This is a genomic window from Isoptericola sp. NPDC057559 (assembly GCF_042801555.1).
In the GTDB taxonomy this organism is placed as follows: Bacteria; Actinomycetota; Actinomycetes; order Actinomycetales; family Cellulomonadaceae; genus Isoptericola.
Map to the genome: position 1 here is coordinate 426,807 of NZ_JBHVFQ010000002.1, position 17,655 is coordinate 444,461.

Below are 17,655 nucleotides of genomic sequence, written 5' to 3' on the forward strand. Positions count from 1 at the left end.
ACCTGAGCCTCGTGCGGCGCTCTTGAGGAACAGGTCAGCACGCTCGATGCGTGCCCGGGTCGTCAGCCGAGCATCCCCGGTGCGGTGGAGAAGAACTCCTTGACGCCGTCGTCGACGCTCGTCGTGCCGAACCCGATGTCCTGCGCGATGCGCGTGAACTCGACCTCGACGGCGCCGGCGCCCTCGGGCGGGGGCGGGGGCGTGTCGCCCGCCACCTCGGCGAGCCGCTCCCAGTAGTCGAGGATCTGCTTGTCGAGCCCCTCCGGCTCGAGGGCGTCGAGCGCGGGCTGCGAGATCGGGGCGCCGCGGGACAGGGCGAACTCCTTGCTCACCTCGGGGTCGTTGGCGATGAAGTCGATGAACCTCGCCGCCTCCTCGGGGTGCTCCGTGGTCGCGGACATCGACAGCTCCAGCGACGGCTTGAGGTAGAGCCCGCGGTTCGCCGTGTCGTCGGCCGGGGGCAGCAGCATCGCGAACTCCCCGCCCGCGCTGCCCTCGGAGAACCGCACCAGGAAGTTGTAGAAGCTCAGCTCGCTCGCGGTGACCCCCGCCCCGAGCACGTCGGCGCCGTTCAGCTGCTCCGCCCGCTTCGGGTCGACGAACCCGCCGTCGGCGAACAGCGGCGTCGCGCGCTGCCACCACTCCGCCAGGTCCGCCTCGGTGAAGCCCAGGGCGCCGTCGGGCGTGTAGAGGGCCTTGCCGTGCTGGGCGAGCCAGATCTCGAACACCGAGAGGATCTGCACGTACTGCGTGGAGCCGTTCACCTCCGGGTCGTGGTCCGCGCCGGCCGCGCCGACCTGCGACAGGACGTCGTCGTACTGGTCCCAGGTGAGGTCGCCGGCGGGGACGTCGACGCCGAGGTCGTCGAACAGCCCCGTGCTGAAGAAGTTGGCGATGCCGCCGGTGCTCGTCGGGATGCCGACGAGCCTGCCGTCCACCTTCGCCGCCGGCATGACGTTCTCCGGGAACGTCGAGATGTCGATCGTGCCGTCCTCGGCGAAGTCGTCGAGCGCCGCGATCTGCCCGCTGCCGCCGTACTGGGACAGGTAGGACACGTCCATCTGGAACACGTCCGGGAGGCTGCCGCTCGCGGCCTCCGTGTTCCGGGACGTCCAGTAGTCGGCGAACGACGCGTACGACGACTGGATCGTGACGTGGGGGTTCTTCTCCTCGTACAGGTCGATCGCCTTCTCGTACCGCTCGGCGCGCGACGCGTCGCCCCACCACGCGAACGTGAGCGTGACGTCGTCGTCGCCCCCGGCGGAGCCGTCGCCACCGCTGCAGGCGCCGAGCGCCACCAGGGCGCCGACGGCGAGGAGCGCGACGCCCGGGCGGCGACGCAGGCGGCCGACGCGCGGCCGCGGCGCGCGCGGGCTGTCGGTACTCGTGGACATGAGGGCCTCCTTGCACACATGTGCCGTCGGACGACGGTCTGGACACCCGCGATGCTGGCAGGGGGGAGGTCGGGTCGAGCGGAACCGGACAAAAACGCGCTTCGGTGGACACCTGGGTCACGACCCGGGCGCTCTCCGGCCACCCGCGAAGGGTGCGAGCAGGGCGCGTCAGAGCGTGCGGACCCAGTCCGCGACGGCGGCCGCGACGTCGTCGTCCTTGCCGCGCACGTCGTGCGCGCCGGGGAGGGTGACGGTCGTGACGGGGCCGGGGATCGCCGCGGCGTGCTCGGCCAGCTCCGCGGGCGTGCCGAACGGGTCGCGGTCGCCGGACACGAACAGCACCGGCACGTGGAGCCCCGGGAAGTGCTCGACCCGCAGCCGCTCGGGCTTGCCCGGCGGGTGCAGGGGATAGCTCAGCAGCACGAGCCCGGCGGCGGGCAGACCCTCCGCCACCGCCATCGAGCACATCCGGCCGCCGTACGACCGGCCGCCCAGCAGCAGCGCGTCGGTGCCCGCGCCCAGCTCGGCGGCGAACCGCTCCGCCTCCGCACGCAGGTGCGCGACCGCGACCGGCGGGCGGTCCGGCATCCGCTTGCCCGCCAGCCGGTACGGGAAGTCGACCCGCTCGACCGGCAGCGGCGGATCGGCGTCCGCGAGCCGGCGCTCCACCGCGACCAGCGTGTGGTGGTCGCGGCTCGCGCCCGCGCCGGGGGTGAGCACCAGGCCTCGGGGCGTCGTCGTGGATGGCACGGGTCCAGTGTCGCAAGCCGCCGGTAGCGTCCGGGGGATGGGTGAGATCGAGCCGGGCGGCATCGAGCCGGGCAGCAGCGTGCGCGGCGAGGACTGGTACGGGCGGGACCTGTCCGGCCTGGTGCTCCAGGAGGTGGAGCTGGTCGAGGTGGACCTCACCGAGGTGACGGCCACCGGCGCGACGTTCGACCGGTGCACGTTCCGCGGGGTGCGGTTCAACGCCTCGGCGTGGACGGAGTGCGCGTTCACGGGGTGCACGTTCAGCCGCGCCAACCTGTTCGACGCGCGGTTCGAGCGCTGCAAGCTGGTGGGCTCCCGCTTCGACGACTGCCGCTTCGACCTGCTGCGCGCGGAGCGGGGGGACTGGTCCTTCGTGACGCTGCGGCGGGCGATGCTCGCGGGCGTGCACCTGGAGAACCTGCGGATGCGCGAGGCCGACCTCGACGGCGCGCGCCTGTCCGGGGCGACGGTGCTGGGCGTCGACCTGTCGGGCGCGGAGCTGACCGACGTCGACCTGAGCGGCGCCGTCCTGCGCGGCAGCGACCTGTCGGCGCTGGACCCGCGCGCGGCGCGGCTGGCGGGCGCCGTCGTCGACCCCGCCCAGGCGGTGGTGCTGGCCGAGGCGCTGGGGCTCGTCGTCACGCCCTGACCCGTCCTCGGCCGCGCCCGGGGCGTGGGCCTCGTCACATCGTCGCCGCCCCCGCCCAGGTCATGGCGCCGATCCTCCGGCAGGTGTCTCGGACGTCACCGCGACCGCCCGTTTACATCGTTTACATTCGCCTGTGGAGCAGCACCCGCTGAGCCGACGCCGGACCAGTGCAGGACACCGGAGGATGAGACACCCAATGACGGATCAGGTCACGGTCAACCCGATCGTGCTGCAGCGCGCCGACCCGTGCGTGCTCCGGCACCAGGGCACCTATTACTTCACCGGCTCCCACCCGCGGTACGACCGCATCGTGCTGCGCCGCGCCGAGCGGCTCGAGGACCTGCAGGCGGCCGACGAGGTCACCATCTGGGAGCGGCACGCCGAGGGTCCGCAGTCGCACCTGATCTGGGCGCCCGAGATCCACCGCGTCGACGGGAAGTGGTACGTCTACTACGCCGCCGCGCCGGACGAGTCCGTCACCGTGGACGTGCCGGGCACGGACGACACCTTCAACCACCGCGTCTTCGTCCTCGAGAACGCCGCCGACGACCCGTTCGACGGCGAGTGGGTGGAGCGCGGCCAGGTCGACACCGGCTGGGAGTCCTTCGCGCTGGACGCCACCAGCTTCGTGACGGGCGGCGCGCAGTACCTCGTGTGGGCGCAGCAGCACCCCGACGTCAAGGGGCACTCCAACCTCTACATCGCGCGCATGGCGAACCCGTGGACCCTCGCGACGCCCGCCGTCGAGCTCACGCACCCCGAGTTCGACTGGGAGACCCGGGGCTTCTGGGTCAACGAGGGCCCGTCCGTCCTCGTCCGCGGCGGCCGCGTCCTCCTCACCTACTCCGGCGCCGCCACGGGCATCGACTACGCGATGGGCCTGCTCACCGCCGACGCCGGCGCGGACCTCCTCGACCCCGCGTCGTGGGCCAAGAGCCCCGAGCCCGTCTTCGTCTCCGACCCCGCCGCCGGCCAGTACGGACCGGGCCACAACTCGTTCACGGAGACGCCCGACGGCGACGCCGTCCTCGTCTACCACGCGCGGACCTACACCGAGATCGTCGGCGACCCGCTGCGCGACCCCAACCGGCACGCCCGCGCGCAGGTGCTGCCCTTCGACGCCGACGGCCACCCCGTGTGGGGCACGCCCGTGGCCGACACCCGCCCGACCCCCACCTCCACCGAGGTCCTCCCCGCCGACGGAGCCTTCTGATGAGCACCACCACCGCGGCGCCCGAGACCGCCACCCCCCGGGCGAGGGAGTCGCTGAAGAAGATCGTGTTCTGGAACTACGGCGGTCTGTTCTTCTTCTACTTCGCGAGCTGGCAGCTCGTGTTCACGTTCCTCGCCCCGTGGCTCAACGATCAGCTCGGCATGACCGAGGGCAACATCGGCCTGCTCCAGTCGATGATGGCGCTCACCGCGCTGTGCCTGCAGCCCTTCTACGGGTACGTGCAGGACCGGCTCGGGTTCCGCAAGAACCTCTTCGCGTTCGTCGTGGTCATGGGCGCGCTCATGGGCCCGTTCTTCGCGTTCGTCCTGCCGCCGGTCGTGGCGTTCAACCAGGTGGTCGGCGCCGTCGTCGGCGGCATCTTCCTCTCGCTGGTGCTGAACTCCGGCGTCGGCGTGGTCGAGGCCTTCAACGAGCGCGCGTCGCGCGCCAACGGGTTCGAGTACGGGCACGTGCGGCTCTTCGGTTCCCTGGCCGGCGCGACGGCGTCCCTCGTCGGCGGCTTCATCTGGGCGGCGAACCCGGACAACATCTGGTGGGTCGGGACGTTCTCCGCGATCGTGCTCGGCGCGCTGCTCTTCGTCGCCCGCACGCCGACGACCGACGTGTCCGCGGCCGCGGAGCCGGACGGCGCGGACTCCCGACCCAAGGTCAGCAAGGACTCCCTCAAGCTTCTGCTGCGCAACCGGTCGTTCGTCGGCTTCATGGTGCTGATGTTCGGTACCGCGGCGCTCTATGACGTCTTCGACCAGCAGTACGCCATCTACTTCGGGCAGCACGTCACCGGCGGCATGGACCCGCAGGTGCTGTTCTCCCGCGTCGTGTTCGTGCAGATCCTGCTCGAGGCGGCCGTCATGGTGGCGATGCCGTTCGTCATCAACAAGATCGGCGCGAAGCGCGGGCTGCAGCTGTTCGCGCTCGTCCTCGTGGTCCGCGTGGTCGGCTCGGCCCTGTTCACCTCGACCGAGCTGCTCATCGTGTGGCGGCTGCTCGCCGCGCTCGAGATGCCCCTCATGCTTGTGTCGGTCATGAAGTACCTCACCCGGATGTTCGACGTCCGGATCTCCGCGACCGCGTACATGATCGGCTTCAACACGGCCAAGCAGGTCGGCGTCTTCATCTTCTCGTGGGTCTTCGGCCTGTCGTACGAGGCCGTCGGCTTCTCGACGTCGTACCTCATCATGAGCGGCGTCGTCGTGGTCGTGACCGTGATCGCCGGGTTCCTCATGCGGGACGACCGTCGCCACGTCCCGCCGAGCGGCGCTCCCCCCGTGCCGCAGGCCGTCACCGGCTGACACCCACCCTCGCCGAGCAGGCGCTTGCGCACGTTCTGGAGGCTCAGAACGTGCGCAAGCGCCTGCTCGGCATCTTGGGCGGCGGGCGCGCGGTGCGTGCCCGCCGGTGCCACAGTGGGCGCATGACCGCACCGCTCGTCGTCCGCGCGCTGGCGCTGGGTCTGGCCGCCGGGTCGCGCTCGACGCTCGGCGTCGCGGCCCCGCTGCTCGGCCCGGCCCCCGCCCACCGGCTCCCCACCCACGGCCTGCGCCGCCCCGCCGGCGTGCTGCGGCTGGTCGCCGGCCTCGCCGTCGCCGGGGAGCTCGTCGGGGACAAGCTCCCCACCGCGCCCAGCCGCCTCGACCCGCCCGGGCCCGACGTCCGCGCCGGGAGCGGCGCCGCCGGCGGGCTGCTGCTCGCCGTCCGGCACCACGCCACGGCGGCCTCCACCGTCGCGGCCGGGCTGGCCGGCGCCGTCGGGGGCGCGGTGGGCACCGGCGCCGGCGCCGCCTGGCGGGCCTCCGTCGCCCGGCGCGGCTGGCCCGACCTCCCGGCCGCGCTCGCCGAGGACGTCGTCGCCCTCACGCTGGCCGCCTGGGCCACCCGCGCCTGACCCGCGGACGAGCGCCGAGCAGGCGGTTGCGCACGTTCTGAGAGCTCAGGACGCGCGCAACCGCCTGTTCGGCACGACGGCGGCGGGTCGGGTCCGGAAGAGTGGGCGCCATGGAGCTGGCATGGACGCGGTAGGCGGGGTGGTCGGCGGGATCTTCGCGTTCGTGTCGACGGTGGCGATGCTCGTGCTGCTGGCCTGGACGGCGCGGCGCGTGATGGGGGCGCCCGTCGGGTGGATCCGCGCGACGCTCGTGTCGCTCGTCGCCATCACGGGCGCGTCGGCCGCCCTGACCGGAGGGCTGCGCGCCGCCGGGTGGTGGGACGACGACGGCGTGCTGGCGGTGGACCCGGGGGTCGCGTTCGTCGCGATCGCCGTCGTGTTCGCGTGGGCGTTCGTGCTGGGGCTGTGCGTGCTCCTCGTGCTGGAGCTGCTGGTGCCCACGGGCACGCTGCCCACGCCGTGGCGCGCGGTGCGGCGGCTGCGGCAGGGCCGCCGCGAGACGCGCCGGTACGCGCAGGTCGTGGCGATCGCCGTGCGGCACGGGCTCGGGGGAGCCTTCGGACGGGTGCGCGGGGCCGGCGTCGGGACGGCGTCGCGGTCGGACGTGCACCGGCTCGCCGTCGGGCTGCGGGACACGCTCACCGACGCGGGCGTCACCTTCGTGAAGTTCGGGCAGATGCTCTCCACCCGCCGCGACCTGCTGCCCGACGCGATCACCGAGACCCTCGCGACGCTGCAGAGCGACGTGCCGCCCGCCCCGTGGGAGCAGGTGGAGCCGCTGGTCGAGGCGGGACTCGGCCGGCCCGTGGCCGAGGTGTTCGCCGCGTTCGACCCGCGTCCGCTCGCGTCCGCGTCCGTGGGGCAGGTGCACGCGGCGCGGCTGCTCGACGGGCGCGAGGTCGTGGTCAAGGTGCAGCGCCCCGGCGCGCGCGAGCAGGTGGCCGTGGACCTCGCGATCCTGGGCCGCCTCGCCCGCCGCGTGGAGCGGGACACGGCGTGGGGTCGCGCGCTCGGCGTGGTCGCGCTGGCGGACGGGTTCGCCGCCTCGCTGCGCGAGGAGCTGGACTACGCGGTCGAGGCGGAGAACACGCGCGCCCTGCGCGCCGCGCTCGACGTGGTGACGCACGACGACGCGTCGTCGGGCCCGCTGGTCGTGGTGCCGCAGGTGGTGGACGGGCCGTCGGGGGACACGCTGCTCGTCCTGGAGCGGCTCGACGGCGTCCCCGTCGGCCGCGCCCAGGACCTCCTCGCCGCGCTCGACGACGCGACCCGCGCGGACCTGGCCGACCGGATGCTGCGCGCCGCGCTCGAGCAGCTCCTGGTGGCCGGCACCTTCCACGCCGACCTCCACCCCGGCAACGTGCTCGTCACGGCCGACGGCGGACTGGCGCTGCTCGACATGGGCTCGGTGGGCCGCCTCGGCGAGCCCGAGCGGATCGCCCTCGGCGCGCTGCTGCTGGCGATCGAGGGCGACGACGCCATCGCCGCGACCGACGCCCTGCTGGAGCTGCTCGACGCGCCCGCCGGGCTCGACGCGCGTCGGCTGGAGCGGGACGTGGGGCAGCTGGTGCTCCGGTTCCGCGCGGGGGCCGGCGCCGGGGCCGTCTTCGCCGCCCTCGTGCGCCTGGTGACGTCGGCGGGCATCGCGGTGCCGCCGCAGGTCGCGGCCGCGTTCCGCACCTTCGCCTCGCTGGAGGGCACCCTCGACCTGCTGTGCCCCGGCTACGACCTCGTGGCCGCGGCCCGCACCCAGGGGCGGCCGCTGCTGTCCCGCCTGGTGACGCCCGAGGCCGTCCGGCGCAAGGCCACCCAGCAGCTCCTCGGGTTCGCGCCCGAGCTGGAGCGCCTGCCCCGGCGGGTGACCGGCCTGCTCCGCGACCTCGAGGAGGGGCGCTTCACGGTCACCGTCCGCGCGTTCTCCGACCCCGCCGACCGCGCCTTCCTCTCCGGGCTCGTGCAGCAGGTGATCATGACGCTCGTCGCCGTGGGCGCGGTGGTCGGCGCCGTCGTGCTCCTCGTCGCCGACGGCGGCCCGATGCTCGCGCCCGAGCTGTCGTGGTTCACCGTGCTCGGCGCGGCCCTGGCGTTCGTCGGGACCGTGCTCGCGGTGCGGGTGCTGGTGTCAGCGTTCCGTGGGACGGCCCGCGACCGCTGGTGAGCGCCCGGCGGTGACGGAGCCGTCGGACCGGGGCATGATCGGGTCATGAGATACGCGGAGCACATCTCCGAGCTCGTCGGGCACACCCCGCTCGTCCGGCTGACCCGTGTCACGGAGGGCCTGAGCGCGACGATCCTCGCCAAGGTCGAGTACGTGAACCCCGGCGGCTCCGTCAAGGACCGCATCGCGCTGAAGATGATCGAGGCCGCGGAGGCCTCGGGCGCGCTGCGGCCGGGCGGCACGATCGTCGAGCCGACGTCGGGCAACACGGGCGTGGGCCTCGCCCTCGTCGCGCAGCTCAAGGGCTACGACTGCGTGTTCGTCTGCCCGGACAAGGTCAGCGAGGACAAGCGGGACGTGCTGCGCGCGTACGGCGCGCGCGTCGTCGTGACGCCCACCGCCGTGCCGCCCGACCACCCCGACTCCTACTACTCGGTCTCCGACCGGCTGGTCGCGGAGATCCCCGGCGCGTGGAAGCCCGACCAGTACGCCAACCCGAACGGGCCCCTGTCGCACTACGAGTCCACCGGCCCCGAGGTGTGGGCCGACACGGACGGCCGCGTGACGCACTTCGTCGCGGGCGTCGGCACCGGCGGCACGATCACGGGCACGGGCCGCTACCTCAAGGAGGTCTCGACGGACCGCGCGGCGGCCGACGGCGGCCGGGTGCGCGTGGTCGGAGCGGACCCCGCCGGCTCGGTCTACTCCGGCGGCGACGGCCGCCCGTACCTCGTCGAGGGCGTGGGGGAGGACTTCTGGCCCGCGGCCTACGACCCGCGGGTGCCGGACGAGGTCATCGCCGTGACCGACGCGGACTCGTTCGCCATGACCCGGCGGCTGGCCCGCGAGGAGGGCCTGCTGGTCGGCGGGTCGTGCGGGATGGCGGTCCAGGCGGCGCTGCGCCTCGCGCGTCGGCTCGAGGACGAGGACGCGGCCGCGGCGGCGCGCGCCGTGATCGTCGTGCTGCTGCCGGACGGGGGGCGCGGGTACCTCTCGAAGATCTTCTCCGACACGTGGATGCGCTCGTACGGCTTCCTGCCCGACGAGCAGGGCGTCACCGCGGGCGACATCCTGCGCGCGAAGGACGGGCGCCTGCCCGACCTCGTGCACACGCACCCGAGCGAGACGGTGCGCGACGCGATCGAGATCCTGCGCGAGTACGGCGTCTCGCAGATGCCGGTCGTCGGGGCCGAGCCGCCGGTGAAGATCGGCGAGGTCGCGGGCGCCGTGAGCGAGCGCGCGCTGCTCGACGCCGTGTTCGCCGGCCGCGCGGGCCTCGCGGACCGCGTCGACGCGCACATGCAGCCGCGCTTCCCGCTCATCGGCGCCGGCGAGGGGGTCGAGGCCGTGCGCGCCGCGCTGCACGACGACGACGCGCTGCTGGTCGTCGAGGACGGCGACCCGGTCGGCGTCCTCACGCGGCACGACCTCCTCGGGTTCGTCGCGGGCCGGTGACCACGCTCGTGCGTACGCTGGCCGGGTGACCACGACGAGCAGCGAGCACGGCGGCGAGCACCCCGACTGGACCGCGACGGGCTTCTCGACGCGCGCGATCCACGCCGGCCAGGACCCGGACCCGACCACGGGCGCCGTGGTGCCGCCGATCCACCAGGTCTCCACGTACAAGCAGGACGGCGTGGGCGGCCTGCGCGGCGGGTACGAGTACTCCCGGTCGGCCAACCCCACGCGGACCGCGCTCGAGGAGGCGCTCGCCGCGGCGGAGTCGGGCGGGCTCGACGCGCCCGCCCGCGGGTTCGCGTTCGCCTCGGGCCTGGCCGCCGAGGACACGCTCCTGCGCGCGGTGCTGCGCCCGGGCGACCACGTGGTCGTGCCCGACGACGCGTACGGCGGCACCTACCGGCTGATCGCCCGGGTCTTCGGCCCGTGGGGGATCGAGCACACGCCTGTCGACCTCACCGACGTCGCCGCCGTCCGCGCCGCGGTGCGGCCCGAGACCCGGGTGCTGTGGGTCGAGACGCCCACCAACCCGCTGCTCGGCGTCAGCGACCTCGCGGCGCTCGCCGGCGTCGCGCGGGAGGCGGGCGCGCTCCTCGTCGTCGACAACACGTTCGCCACCCCGTACCTGCAGCAGCCGCTCGCGCTCGGCGCCGACGTCGTCGTGCACTCGACGACCAAGTACATCGGCGGGCACAGCGACGTCGTCGGGGGGGCGCTCGTCGTCGGGGCGGGCGCGGTGCTGCCGGGCGGCCTCGAGTCGCCCGCGGGGGGCACGGACGTCGCCGGCGCCGTCGGCTTCCACCAGAACTCCTCGGGCGCCGTCGCGGGCCCGTTCGACGCCTGGCTCACGCTGCGCGGGCTCAAGACGCTCGCCGTGCGCATGGACCGCCACCAGGCGAACGCGGCCGCGGTCGCGGACTTCCTCGCCGGGCACCCCGCGGTGGCCGCGGTGATCTACCCGGGCCTCGCGTCCCACCCGGGGCACGAGGTCGCCGCCCGGCAGATGCGCGGCTTCGGCGGCATGGTCTCGTTCCGGGCGGGCAGCGAGGCGAGGGCGCTCGACGTGTGCGCGCGGACGCGGGTCTTCACGCTCGCCGAGTCGCTCGGCGGCGTGGAGTCCCTCGTCGAGCACCCCGGCCGGATGACGCACGGCTCGGTCGCCGGGACGTCGCTCGAGGTCCCGGACGACCTCGTGCGCCTCTCGGTCGGGATCGAGGACGTGGAGGACCTGGTCGCGGACCTCGACCAGGCGCTCGCCTGACGGCGGCGGGCGTCAGCCGCGCACCACGGTGACGGGGCAGGGGCCGAAGTCGAGCACCTGGCGGCTCACCGAGCCGAGCAGCAGGCGGTCGAAGCCGCCGAGGCCGCGCGCCCCGACGACCAGCCGCTCGGCGCCCTGCGCCGCGAGCACGAGCTGCTTGGCGGCCTGCCCGTGCACGATGCGCCGCACCAGGCGCTCGGGCGGCAGGGTCGCCCCGGCGGCGCGGACCGCCTCGGCGAGGGAGTCGGTGGCGAACTTCTCGTAGTCCTCGATGGGCGGCGCCCAGCCCCACGACCCGGGCAGCGGGGCCAGCGTGGTGATCTGCCAGGCGAAGATCGCCTCGACGGACGCGCCCGTGCGCCCTGCGACCTCGCACGCGTGCCGCAGCGCGGCCACGCTCGGGGCCGACGTGTCGACGCCCACGACGATGCGCGGCGACCCGCCGTCCGCGGCCGCGTCGTCCTCGGGCTCCCCGGCCGGGTCGCCGTGCCGCACCACGGTGACGGGCACGCGGGCGTGCTCGACGACCGTCGTGGACACCGAGCCCAGCACCGCGCGGCCCAGGCGGCCGCGCCGTCGCCGACCGAGGACCAGCATGTCGGCGTCGGCGCCGAGCTCGAGCAGCGCGTCGGCCGCGGGCCCCGGCCGGGCGACGACGGACCCGTCGACCTCCAGGCCCGTGCGGCCGCGGGCGGCGTCGAGCAGCCCCTGCGCCTCCTCGCGCGCCGGCGCGAGCGCCACCTCGTGCGCGGCGTCGTCGGCGCCCTTGCCCGCGCCCGCGGTGACCATGACCACCGTCAGGGGCACGGCGGCCGACGCGGCCTCGCCCATCGCCCAGTCCAGGGCCTCGTCCGACTCGGCCGACCCGTTCACCCCGACCACGATGCCGCGCATCGGTCACCCCGACTCTCTCGTCGCGTGGCGCCGCCCGTCGCGGACGACGCGCCCTCGTCTGCAGGATAGGGCGGGCCCCGCCGCACGTCAGGGCGGGGCGCCGGGACATCGATCACGCGCCCGCGTCGTGACGCCCGCCGGGCCGGCCGCCCGGGCCTGCAGGGGGCCGCCGTGAGGGCCGCCGCCGCAGGCCCGCGGGTCGGCCCGCGGTTCAGTCGTCCGCGGGCGGCGGCGCGTCCTGGTTGCCGCGGCCGCGGCCGGGCCCGCCCGTGAGCAGGTCGTCCACCGGCTGCGTCACGACCTGCACCTGGTCGACCAGGTCCGCCGGGCCGGTGACCACGAGGGCGCGGTCGGCCGCGGCCACGTACACGGCGGTGGTGTCGCGGGCGGTGACGCGCACGCACGGGGTGTCCTCGCCGTCGACGGCGAACGTGCCGGTGCCGAGGGGCGCCTCGTCGACCTCGGCGACCAGGGCGCGCATGGCGCTGCGGTAGTCCTGGAAGGAGTCGGCGAAGTCGGGCGTCCCGCCGACGGGGCCGCCCGCGGCGCCCGACGGGTCGGGTTCGACGGGTGCGGCGATGTCCGCGTGCAGCGGGGCCGCGAGGGCGCCGCTGCACGCCGCGCGCACGACGTCCTCGACGTCGTCCTCCGGCACCCGGGTACGGAGCGTCTCGACCTCGAGCGCCTCCCCGGTGAAGGACCGGTAGGCGCGCACGAACCGCTCGCACGTCGGGTCGTCGGAGTCCGCGTGCCCGGTGAGGGACTCGTCCTCCAGGTCGAGTCCCCAGGTGAGGGGGTCGCGGACCTCGGCCACGACCCCGGAGAACTGCGCCAGGCGGGCGTCGTCCCCGTTCCAGGCCCGCGGGCTCCCGCCCCCCGACGTCCCCGGCTGCTGCTCGATCTCGTCCATCGGTACCCCCTGGTTGGCGACGACCGCCTCTCCCCGAGCGTGGACCGCTCCCCCCGCGGCTGGCAACGTGGCACGCCGTCACGCCCCTGGCGAACATGGGCTTACCGAGGGGCTTCGGCGAGTTGGGAGCGCATAGAGTCGTAGCGGTCAGGCTGTAGCCGTCATTCCGACGGGGTGCAGGTAACGCCGCTCGTGAGGGAGCAGCACATGTTCGAGAGATTCACCGACCGAGCCCGTCGGGTGGTCGTCCTTGCTCAGGAAGAGGCAAGGATGCTCAACCACAACTACATCGGTACCGAGCACATCCTGCTCGGTCTCATCCACGAGGGTGAGGGCGTCGCCGCGAAGGCCCTGGAGTCGCTGGGGATCTCGCTCGACGGCGTCCGCACCCAGGTCACCGAGATCATCGGCGAGGGCCAGCAGGCCCCGAGCGGGCACATCCCGTTCACGCCGCGCGCCAAGAAGGTGCTGGAGCTGTCGCTCCGCGAGGCGCTGCAGCTCGGGCACAACTACATCGGCACCGAGCACATCCTGCTCGGCCTCATCCGCGAGGGCGAGGGTGTCGCCGCCCAGGTGCTCACCAAGATGGGCGCCGACCTGAACAAGGTGCGCCAGCAGGTCATCCAGCTGCTGAGCGGCTACCAGGGCAAGGAGCCCGTGGCCGCCGGCGGCCCGCAGGAGGGGCAGCCGTCCGGCTCCGCCGTCCTCGACCAGTTCGGCCGCAACCTCACCCAGGCCGCGCGCGAGGGCAAGCTCGACCCGGTCATCGGCCGCTCGACGGAGATCGAGCGCGTCATGCAGGTGCTGAGCCGCCGCACCAAGAACAACCCCGTGCTGATCGGCGAGCCGGGCGTCGGCAAGACGGCCGTCGTCGAGGGCCTCGCCCAGGACATCGTGCGCGGCGACGTGCCCGAGACGCTGAAGGACAAGCAGCTCTACACGCTGGACCTCGGCGCCCTGGTGGCGGGCTCCCGCTACCGCGGCGACTTCGAGGAGCGCCTCAAGAAGGTGCTCAAGGAGATCCGCACGCGCGGCGACATCATCCTGTTCATCGACGAGATCCACACCCTCGTCGGGGCGGGTGCCGCCGAGGGCGCGATCGACGCGGCGAGCATCCTCAAGCCGATGCTGGCCCGCGGCGAGCTGCAGACCATCGGCGCGACCACGCTCGACGAGTACCGCAAGTACGTCGAGAAGGACCCGGCCCTGGAGCGCCGCTTCCAGCCGATCCAGGTCAACGAGCCGTCGCTCGAGCACGCCATCGAGATCCTCAAGGGCCTGCGCGACCGCTACGAGGCGCACCACCGCGTGTCCATCACGGACTCCGCGCTGGTCTCCGCCGCGCAGCTCGCCGACCGGTACATCAACGACCGGTACCTGCCGGACAAGGCGATCGACCTGATCGACGAGGCGGGCGCGCGCCTGCGGATCCGCCGCATGACGGCGCCGCCGGAGCTCAAGGCCCTCGACGAGCAGATCGCCGAGGCGCGCCGCGACAAGGAGTCGGCGATCGACGAGCAGGACTTCGAGAAGGCCGCCGGGCTGCGGGACAAGGAGAAGCAGCTCACCGCCCAGCGCGCCGACAAGGAGAAGGCCTGGAAGTCGGGCGACCTCGACTCCGTCGCGGAGGTCGACGACGAGCTCATCGCCGAGGTGCTGGCGATGTCGACCGGCATCCCGGTCGTCAAGCTCACCGAGGAGGAGTCCACCAAGCTCCTGCACATGGAGGACGAGCTGCACAAGCGCGTCATCGGCCAGGACACCGCCATCAAGGCGCTGTCCCAGGCGATCCGCCGCACGCGTGCCGGCCTCAAGGACCCGAAGCGTCCCGGTGGCTCGTTCATCTTCGCCGGCCCCACGGGCGTCGGTAAGACCGAGCTGGCCAAGGCGCTCGCCGAGTTCCTCTTCGGGGACGAGGACGCGCTGATCCAGCTCGACATGTCCGAGTTCTCGGAGAAGCACACCGTGTCGCGGCTGTTCGGCTCGCCCCCCGGGTACGTCGGCTACGACGAGGGTGGCCAGCTCACGGAGAAGGTGCGTCGCAAGCCGTTCTCGGTGGTCCTGTTCGACGAGGTCGAGAAGGCCCACGCGGACATCTTCAACTCGCTGCTGCAGGTCCTCGAGGACGGTCGCCTGACCGACTCGCAGGGCCGGGTGGTCGACTTCAAGAACACCGTGATCATCATGACCACGAACCTCGGCACGCGGGACATCGCCAAGGGCGTCCAGACCGGCTTCAACGCCGGCGGCGACCTGGTGACCTCCTACGAGCGCATGAAGGCGAAGGTCAACGAGGAGCTCAAGCAGCACTTCCGGCCGGAGTTCCTCAACCGCGTCGACGACGTGGTGGTGTTCCCGCAGCTCTCGCAGAACGAGATCATCGAGATCGTCGACCTGGAGATCGCCAAGCTCAACAAGCGGATGCGCGACCGGGACATGGGCATCGAGCTCACGCCCGCGGCGAAGCACCTGCTGGCGGAGAAGGGCTACGACCCGGTGCTCGGCGCCCGTCCGCTCAAGCGGGCGATCCAGCGGGAGATCGAGGACACCCTGTCCGAGAAGATCCTGTTCGGCGAGATCAAGTCGGGCGAGCTCGTGCTGGTCGACGGCGTGGGCGAGGGCATCCTCGGGGAGTTCACCTTCCGCGGGGTCCCGAAGAGCGAGCACGAGCGCGGGCCGGTCTCGGTCGGCGCGACGGCGGCGCTCGACGCCCCGGCCGGCGTGTCGGTGCACGACCTGCCCCCGACGGGCCAGATGCAGGCCGGCGCGGAGTGACGCGCTGACCCCCTGACCTGACGGTCGACGACGAGGGCCCCGGATCCACCAGGATCCGGGGCCCTCGTCGTGCGCGTGGCCGGTCAGTCCGCGGCCTGCCAGGGGCCGCTGCCGGAGCGGCCCGGCTCCTGGTCGCGCGTCCACCAGCGCGCGGTGTACGCCGCGCCGTCGTGGGTGACGACGTCGCCCTGGTGGAACACGCGGCTCGGCGTCCAGACGGTGCGGCCGGCGTCGTCGACGACGATCTCCTGCCACGAGCCGGTCGTGGTGCTGCCCGGCTCCTCGGCGCGCGTCCACCAGGACGCGCGCCACGTGGAGCCGCCGAACCCGACCTCGTCGCCCGCGCCGTACGCGCGGGACGCGTCCCAGGCCGGGGCGGGGAAGGCGACGCGCGGCCCGTCGAGGTCGACGGTGGTGACGGTCTCGCCGGACGTCGACGTCCACGTGGTGGTGGGCGTGAACCCGCCCGCCGCGAGGTCCTCGGCGGTGACCACGTGGTGCGCGGACGTGCAGGTGTAGCGGTCGTTGCCGCTGAGGCCGCGCCACCGGCAGTTCGGGGCCCCGTCGGCGGGGTCGAGCCCGGCGAGGTTGCCGGTCGGCACCACGGTGGTGGTCGCCCCGGACACGTTCCGGACGGTGTAGGTGAACCGGAGCGTGTCGCCCACGGCCCAGGTGTCCTGGGGGTTCGTCAGCGTGCCGCCGGTGACGTCGATCTCCCCGGGGGTGACGACCGGCGCCGACAGCACCCAGTCGAGGTCGAACGTGGCGAACCGGATCCCGTCCCCGGGCTCGTAGAGCAGCCCCACGGTGCCGTCGGGCAGGGTCGCGAGGGTCGAGTACGACATGCTGCCGGCCCGGAACGTGCGGGCCTCGGGCCAGGTCTCGCCGTCGTCGTGGCTGATGCGGACCGTGCCGTTGGAGCGCGAGCTCTGCGAGGCGGCGTTCGAGAACAGCAGCACCTTGGCCTTGTCGGAGCCCTGCGGGGCGTTCGGGTAGGCGCGGACGATCGAGGCGTTGTTGGCGGGGTCGGGCAGCTCGCGGTCGACGGTCACCTCGCCGTACGTGACGCCGCCGTCCGTGGAGTACGCGACCTTGCGGAAGCCGGAGCGGGCGGAGTCGCGCGAGTTGAGCATGACGCGGCCGTCGGACAGCTCGACGGTCTTGTTCTCGTCCATCCCCGTCCCCACGGGGGTGCCGACCTGCCAGGTGTCGCCGTGGTCGTCCGAGTAGACGGTCACCGCACGGAACTGGCCGGCGGCGTCGATGATCGTGTACTGCTGCAGCAGCCGCCCGGCGTGCTCGCCGTAGCGCAGCTGGATGCCCTGGCCCGACGCGGCGAAGCGGGAGCGCCAGCCGAGGTCGGCGGTGACGTCCGCGGTGATGGTGCGGTGGCTCCAGGTGTGCCCGTCGTCGGTGGAGGTCGAGACGTTCGCGTGCAGCACGCCGCGGTCGTCCGGGTCGGTGCCGGGGCGCGACCCGCCGAAGCCCTGGTCGTACGACTTCACGTGGAAGTTGAAGACGTCGCCGGTCTCGCGGTCGACGACGTAGCTCGGGTCGGAGAAGCCCTCGACCGGGGCCGACGTGCGGCCCGCGGCGACCACCTCCTGCTCGCCCCAGGTGGCGCCGCCGTCGGTGGAGCGCCGCTGGAGGATCGAGTTCGGACCGGGGGCGTCGATCGCCGTCGGGCGGCCGTCGTACGAGGCGAGGACGTCGCCGCCGGGGGTCACGGTCAGCGCGGGGATGCGGTAGTTGGGGAAGCCGCCCTCGCCGTTGGTGGCGAGCTGCTCCTCGCGGTAGCTGCCGGGGCCGCCCGTGGGGTCGGCGACGTCGTGGTCGGGGGCGAGGGTCGCGTGGTGTGCCGTGGCGGTGGTCGCGGGGACGACGGTGCCCCCGATCGCGAGGGCCAGCGTGGCGGCGACCGTGAGGGCGCCGGGTCTGCGGAGGTGTCCGAGCATGCCGTTCCTTCCGGTGGGGCCCGGGTGCGGGCCGCCGGACCGGTGCGAGCGGTCGCGTCGGCGGCACTGCCGGGCTAGAGAAGTGATGTCAGATGTCTGACGTCCTGAACGTAGCCGCAGGTCGCGACGGGGTCAAGGAGTCGCGCGGCCGCGGCGGCGGGGTGCGCCGCGGCCGGCCTCACGACGGAGGGGCGGCCGGACGACGGAGGGCCCGGCCGTGCGGCCGGGCCCTCCGGGTCACAGGCCCTGCCAGTCCGGCTTGGAGGCGAAGGTCTGGCGGTAGTAGTCGCCCAGCTGCAGCCGCGAGGCCGCCGCGTCGTCGACCAGCACCG

The 17,655-nt window shown here is 73.8% G+C and carries 13 protein-coding genes and 1 pseudogene; 8 read left to right on the forward strand and 6 right to left on the reverse strand.

Features of this window, described 5'->3' with window-relative positions:
- Nucleotides 1-62 precede the first annotated feature (62 nt).
- Nucleotides 63-1,394 (reverse strand): ABC transporter substrate-binding protein, encoded by a 1,332-nt coding sequence (locus ACFU5J_RS04955; RefSeq protein WP_430578017.1) that lies wholly within the window; start codon nt 1,392-1,394, stop codon nt 63-65.
- A 168-nt stretch (nt 1,395-1,562) separates the two neighbouring features.
- Entirely contained in the window at nt 1,563-2,144 is a 582-nt protein-coding gene (locus tag ACFU5J_RS04960) for an alpha/beta family hydrolase (protein ID WP_430574269.1), read from the reverse strand.
- Between the two features lie 37 nt (nt 2,145-2,181).
- Here ACFU5J_RS04960 and ACFU5J_RS04965 point away from each other — a divergent pair, with 37 nt between their 5' ends.
- From ACFU5J_RS04965 to ACFU5J_RS04995, 7 genes are all read left to right on the forward strand, one after another.
- Nucleotides 2,182-2,793 carry a pentapeptide repeat-containing protein gene (locus ACFU5J_RS04965; protein ID WP_430578018.1) on the forward strand — a complete coding sequence of 204 codons (612 nt, stop codon included), beginning with the start codon at nt 2,182-2,184 and terminating at the stop codon, nt 2,791-2,793.
- A 196-nt stretch (nt 2,794-2,989) separates the two neighbouring features.
- Complete coding sequence (locus tag ACFU5J_RS04970; protein WP_430574271.1) at nt 2,990-4,006, forward strand: family 43 glycosylhydrolase; 1,017 nt, start codon at nt 2,990-2,992, stop codon at nt 4,004-4,006.
- Entirely contained in the window at nt 4,006-5,319 is a 1,314-nt protein-coding gene (locus ACFU5J_RS04975) for an oligosaccharide MFS transporter (RefSeq protein WP_430578019.1), read from the forward strand. Before ACFU5J_RS04970 ends, ACFU5J_RS04975 begins: the two co-directional genes overlap by 1 nt.
- 122 nt (nt 5,320-5,441) lie before the next feature.
- Nucleotides 5,442-5,912: a hypothetical protein gene (locus tag ACFU5J_RS04980; RefSeq protein WP_430574273.1), complete on the forward strand. Its 471-nt coding sequence runs from the start codon at nt 5,442-5,444 to the stop codon at nt 5,910-5,912.
- 121 nt (nt 5,913-6,033) lie between these two features.
- Nucleotides 6,034-8,070 carry an ABC1 kinase family protein gene (locus ACFU5J_RS04985; protein WP_430578020.1) on the forward strand — a complete coding sequence of 679 codons (2,037 nt, stop codon included), beginning with the start codon at nt 6,034-6,036 and terminating at the stop codon, nt 8,068-8,070.
- A 45-nt stretch (nt 8,071-8,115) separates the two neighbouring features.
- Nucleotides 8,116-9,525 (forward strand): cystathionine beta-synthase, encoded by a 1,410-nt coding sequence (locus tag ACFU5J_RS04990; RefSeq protein ID WP_430578021.1) that lies wholly within the window; start codon nt 8,116-8,118, stop codon nt 9,523-9,525.
- Nucleotides 9,526-9,550: 25 nt separating this feature from the next.
- A complete protein-coding gene (locus ACFU5J_RS04995; RefSeq protein ID WP_430574276.1) occupies nt 9,551-10,789 on the forward strand; it encodes a cystathionine gamma-synthase in 1,239 nt (412 codons plus the stop codon).
- 12 nt (nt 10,790-10,801) lie between these two features.
- On the opposite strand, the gene ACFU5J_RS05000 is transcribed toward ACFU5J_RS04995, so the two are convergent.
- Nucleotides 10,802-11,683: a universal stress protein gene (locus ACFU5J_RS05000; protein ID WP_430574277.1), complete on the reverse strand. Its 882-nt coding sequence runs from the start codon at nt 11,681-11,683 to the stop codon at nt 10,802-10,804.
- A gap of 211 nt (nt 11,684-11,894) precedes the next feature.
- Nucleotides 11,895-12,593 (reverse strand): hypothetical protein, encoded by a 699-nt coding sequence (locus ACFU5J_RS05005; protein ID WP_430578022.1) that lies wholly within the window; start codon nt 12,591-12,593, stop codon nt 11,895-11,897.
- A gap of 207 nt (nt 12,594-12,800) precedes the next feature.
- On the opposite strand from ACFU5J_RS05005, the gene ACFU5J_RS05010 reads away from it, so the two are divergent.
- Entirely contained in the window at nt 12,801-15,368 is a 2,568-nt protein-coding gene (locus ACFU5J_RS05010) for an ATP-dependent Clp protease ATP-binding subunit (RefSeq protein WP_430574279.1), read from the forward strand.
- Nucleotides 15,369-15,451: 83 nt separating this feature from the next.
- Here the strand turns inward: ACFU5J_RS05010 and ACFU5J_RS05015 are convergent, their stop codons facing one another.
- Nucleotides 15,452-17,323: an exo-alpha-sialidase gene (locus ACFU5J_RS05015; RefSeq protein ID WP_430578023.1), complete on the reverse strand. Its 1,872-nt coding sequence runs from the start codon at nt 17,321-17,323 to the stop codon at nt 15,452-15,454.
- Between the two features lie 237 nt (nt 17,324-17,560).
- Nucleotides 17,561-17,655, reverse strand: a pseudogene (locus tag ACFU5J_RS05020) (glucosamine-6-phosphate deaminase); the annotation flags it as partial.

Coding starts and splice junctions, on each gene's coding strand:
- ACFU5J_RS04955 (WP_430578017.1), bottom strand. CDS start 1,394: ATGTCCACGAGTACCGACAGCCCGCGCGCGCCGCGGCCGCGCGTCGGC.
- ACFU5J_RS04965 (WP_430578018.1), top strand. CDS start 2,182: ATGGGTGAGATCGAGCCGGGCGGCATCGAGCCGGGCAGCAGCGTGCGC.
- ACFU5J_RS04970 (WP_430574271.1), top strand. CDS start 2,990: ATGACGGATCAGGTCACGGTCAACCCGATCGTGCTGCAGCGCGCCGAC.
- ACFU5J_RS04975 (WP_430578019.1), top strand. CDS start 4,006: ATGAGCACCACCACCGCGGCGCCCGAGACCGCCACCCCCCGGGCGAGG.
- ACFU5J_RS04980 (WP_430574273.1), top strand. CDS start 5,442: ATGACCGCACCGCTCGTCGTCCGCGCGCTGGCGCTGGGTCTGGCCGCC.
- ACFU5J_RS04985 (WP_430578020.1), top strand. CDS start 6,034: ATGGACGCGGTAGGCGGGGTGGTCGGCGGGATCTTCGCGTTCGTGTCG.
- ACFU5J_RS04990 (WP_430578021.1), top strand. CDS start 8,116: ATGAGATACGCGGAGCACATCTCCGAGCTCGTCGGGCACACCCCGCTC.
- ACFU5J_RS05000 (WP_430574277.1), bottom strand. CDS start 11,683: ATGCGCGGCATCGTGGTCGGGGTGAACGGGTCGGCCGAGTCGGACGAG.
- ACFU5J_RS05005 (WP_430578022.1), bottom strand. CDS start 12,593: ATGGACGAGATCGAGCAGCAGCCGGGGACGTCGGGGGGCGGGAGCCCG.
- ACFU5J_RS05010 (WP_430574279.1), top strand. CDS start 12,801: ATGTTCGAGAGATTCACCGACCGAGCCCGTCGGGTGGTCGTCCTTGCT.
- ACFU5J_RS05015 (WP_430578023.1), bottom strand. CDS start 17,323: ATGCTCGGACACCTCCGCAGACCCGGCGCCCTCACGGTCGCCGCCACG.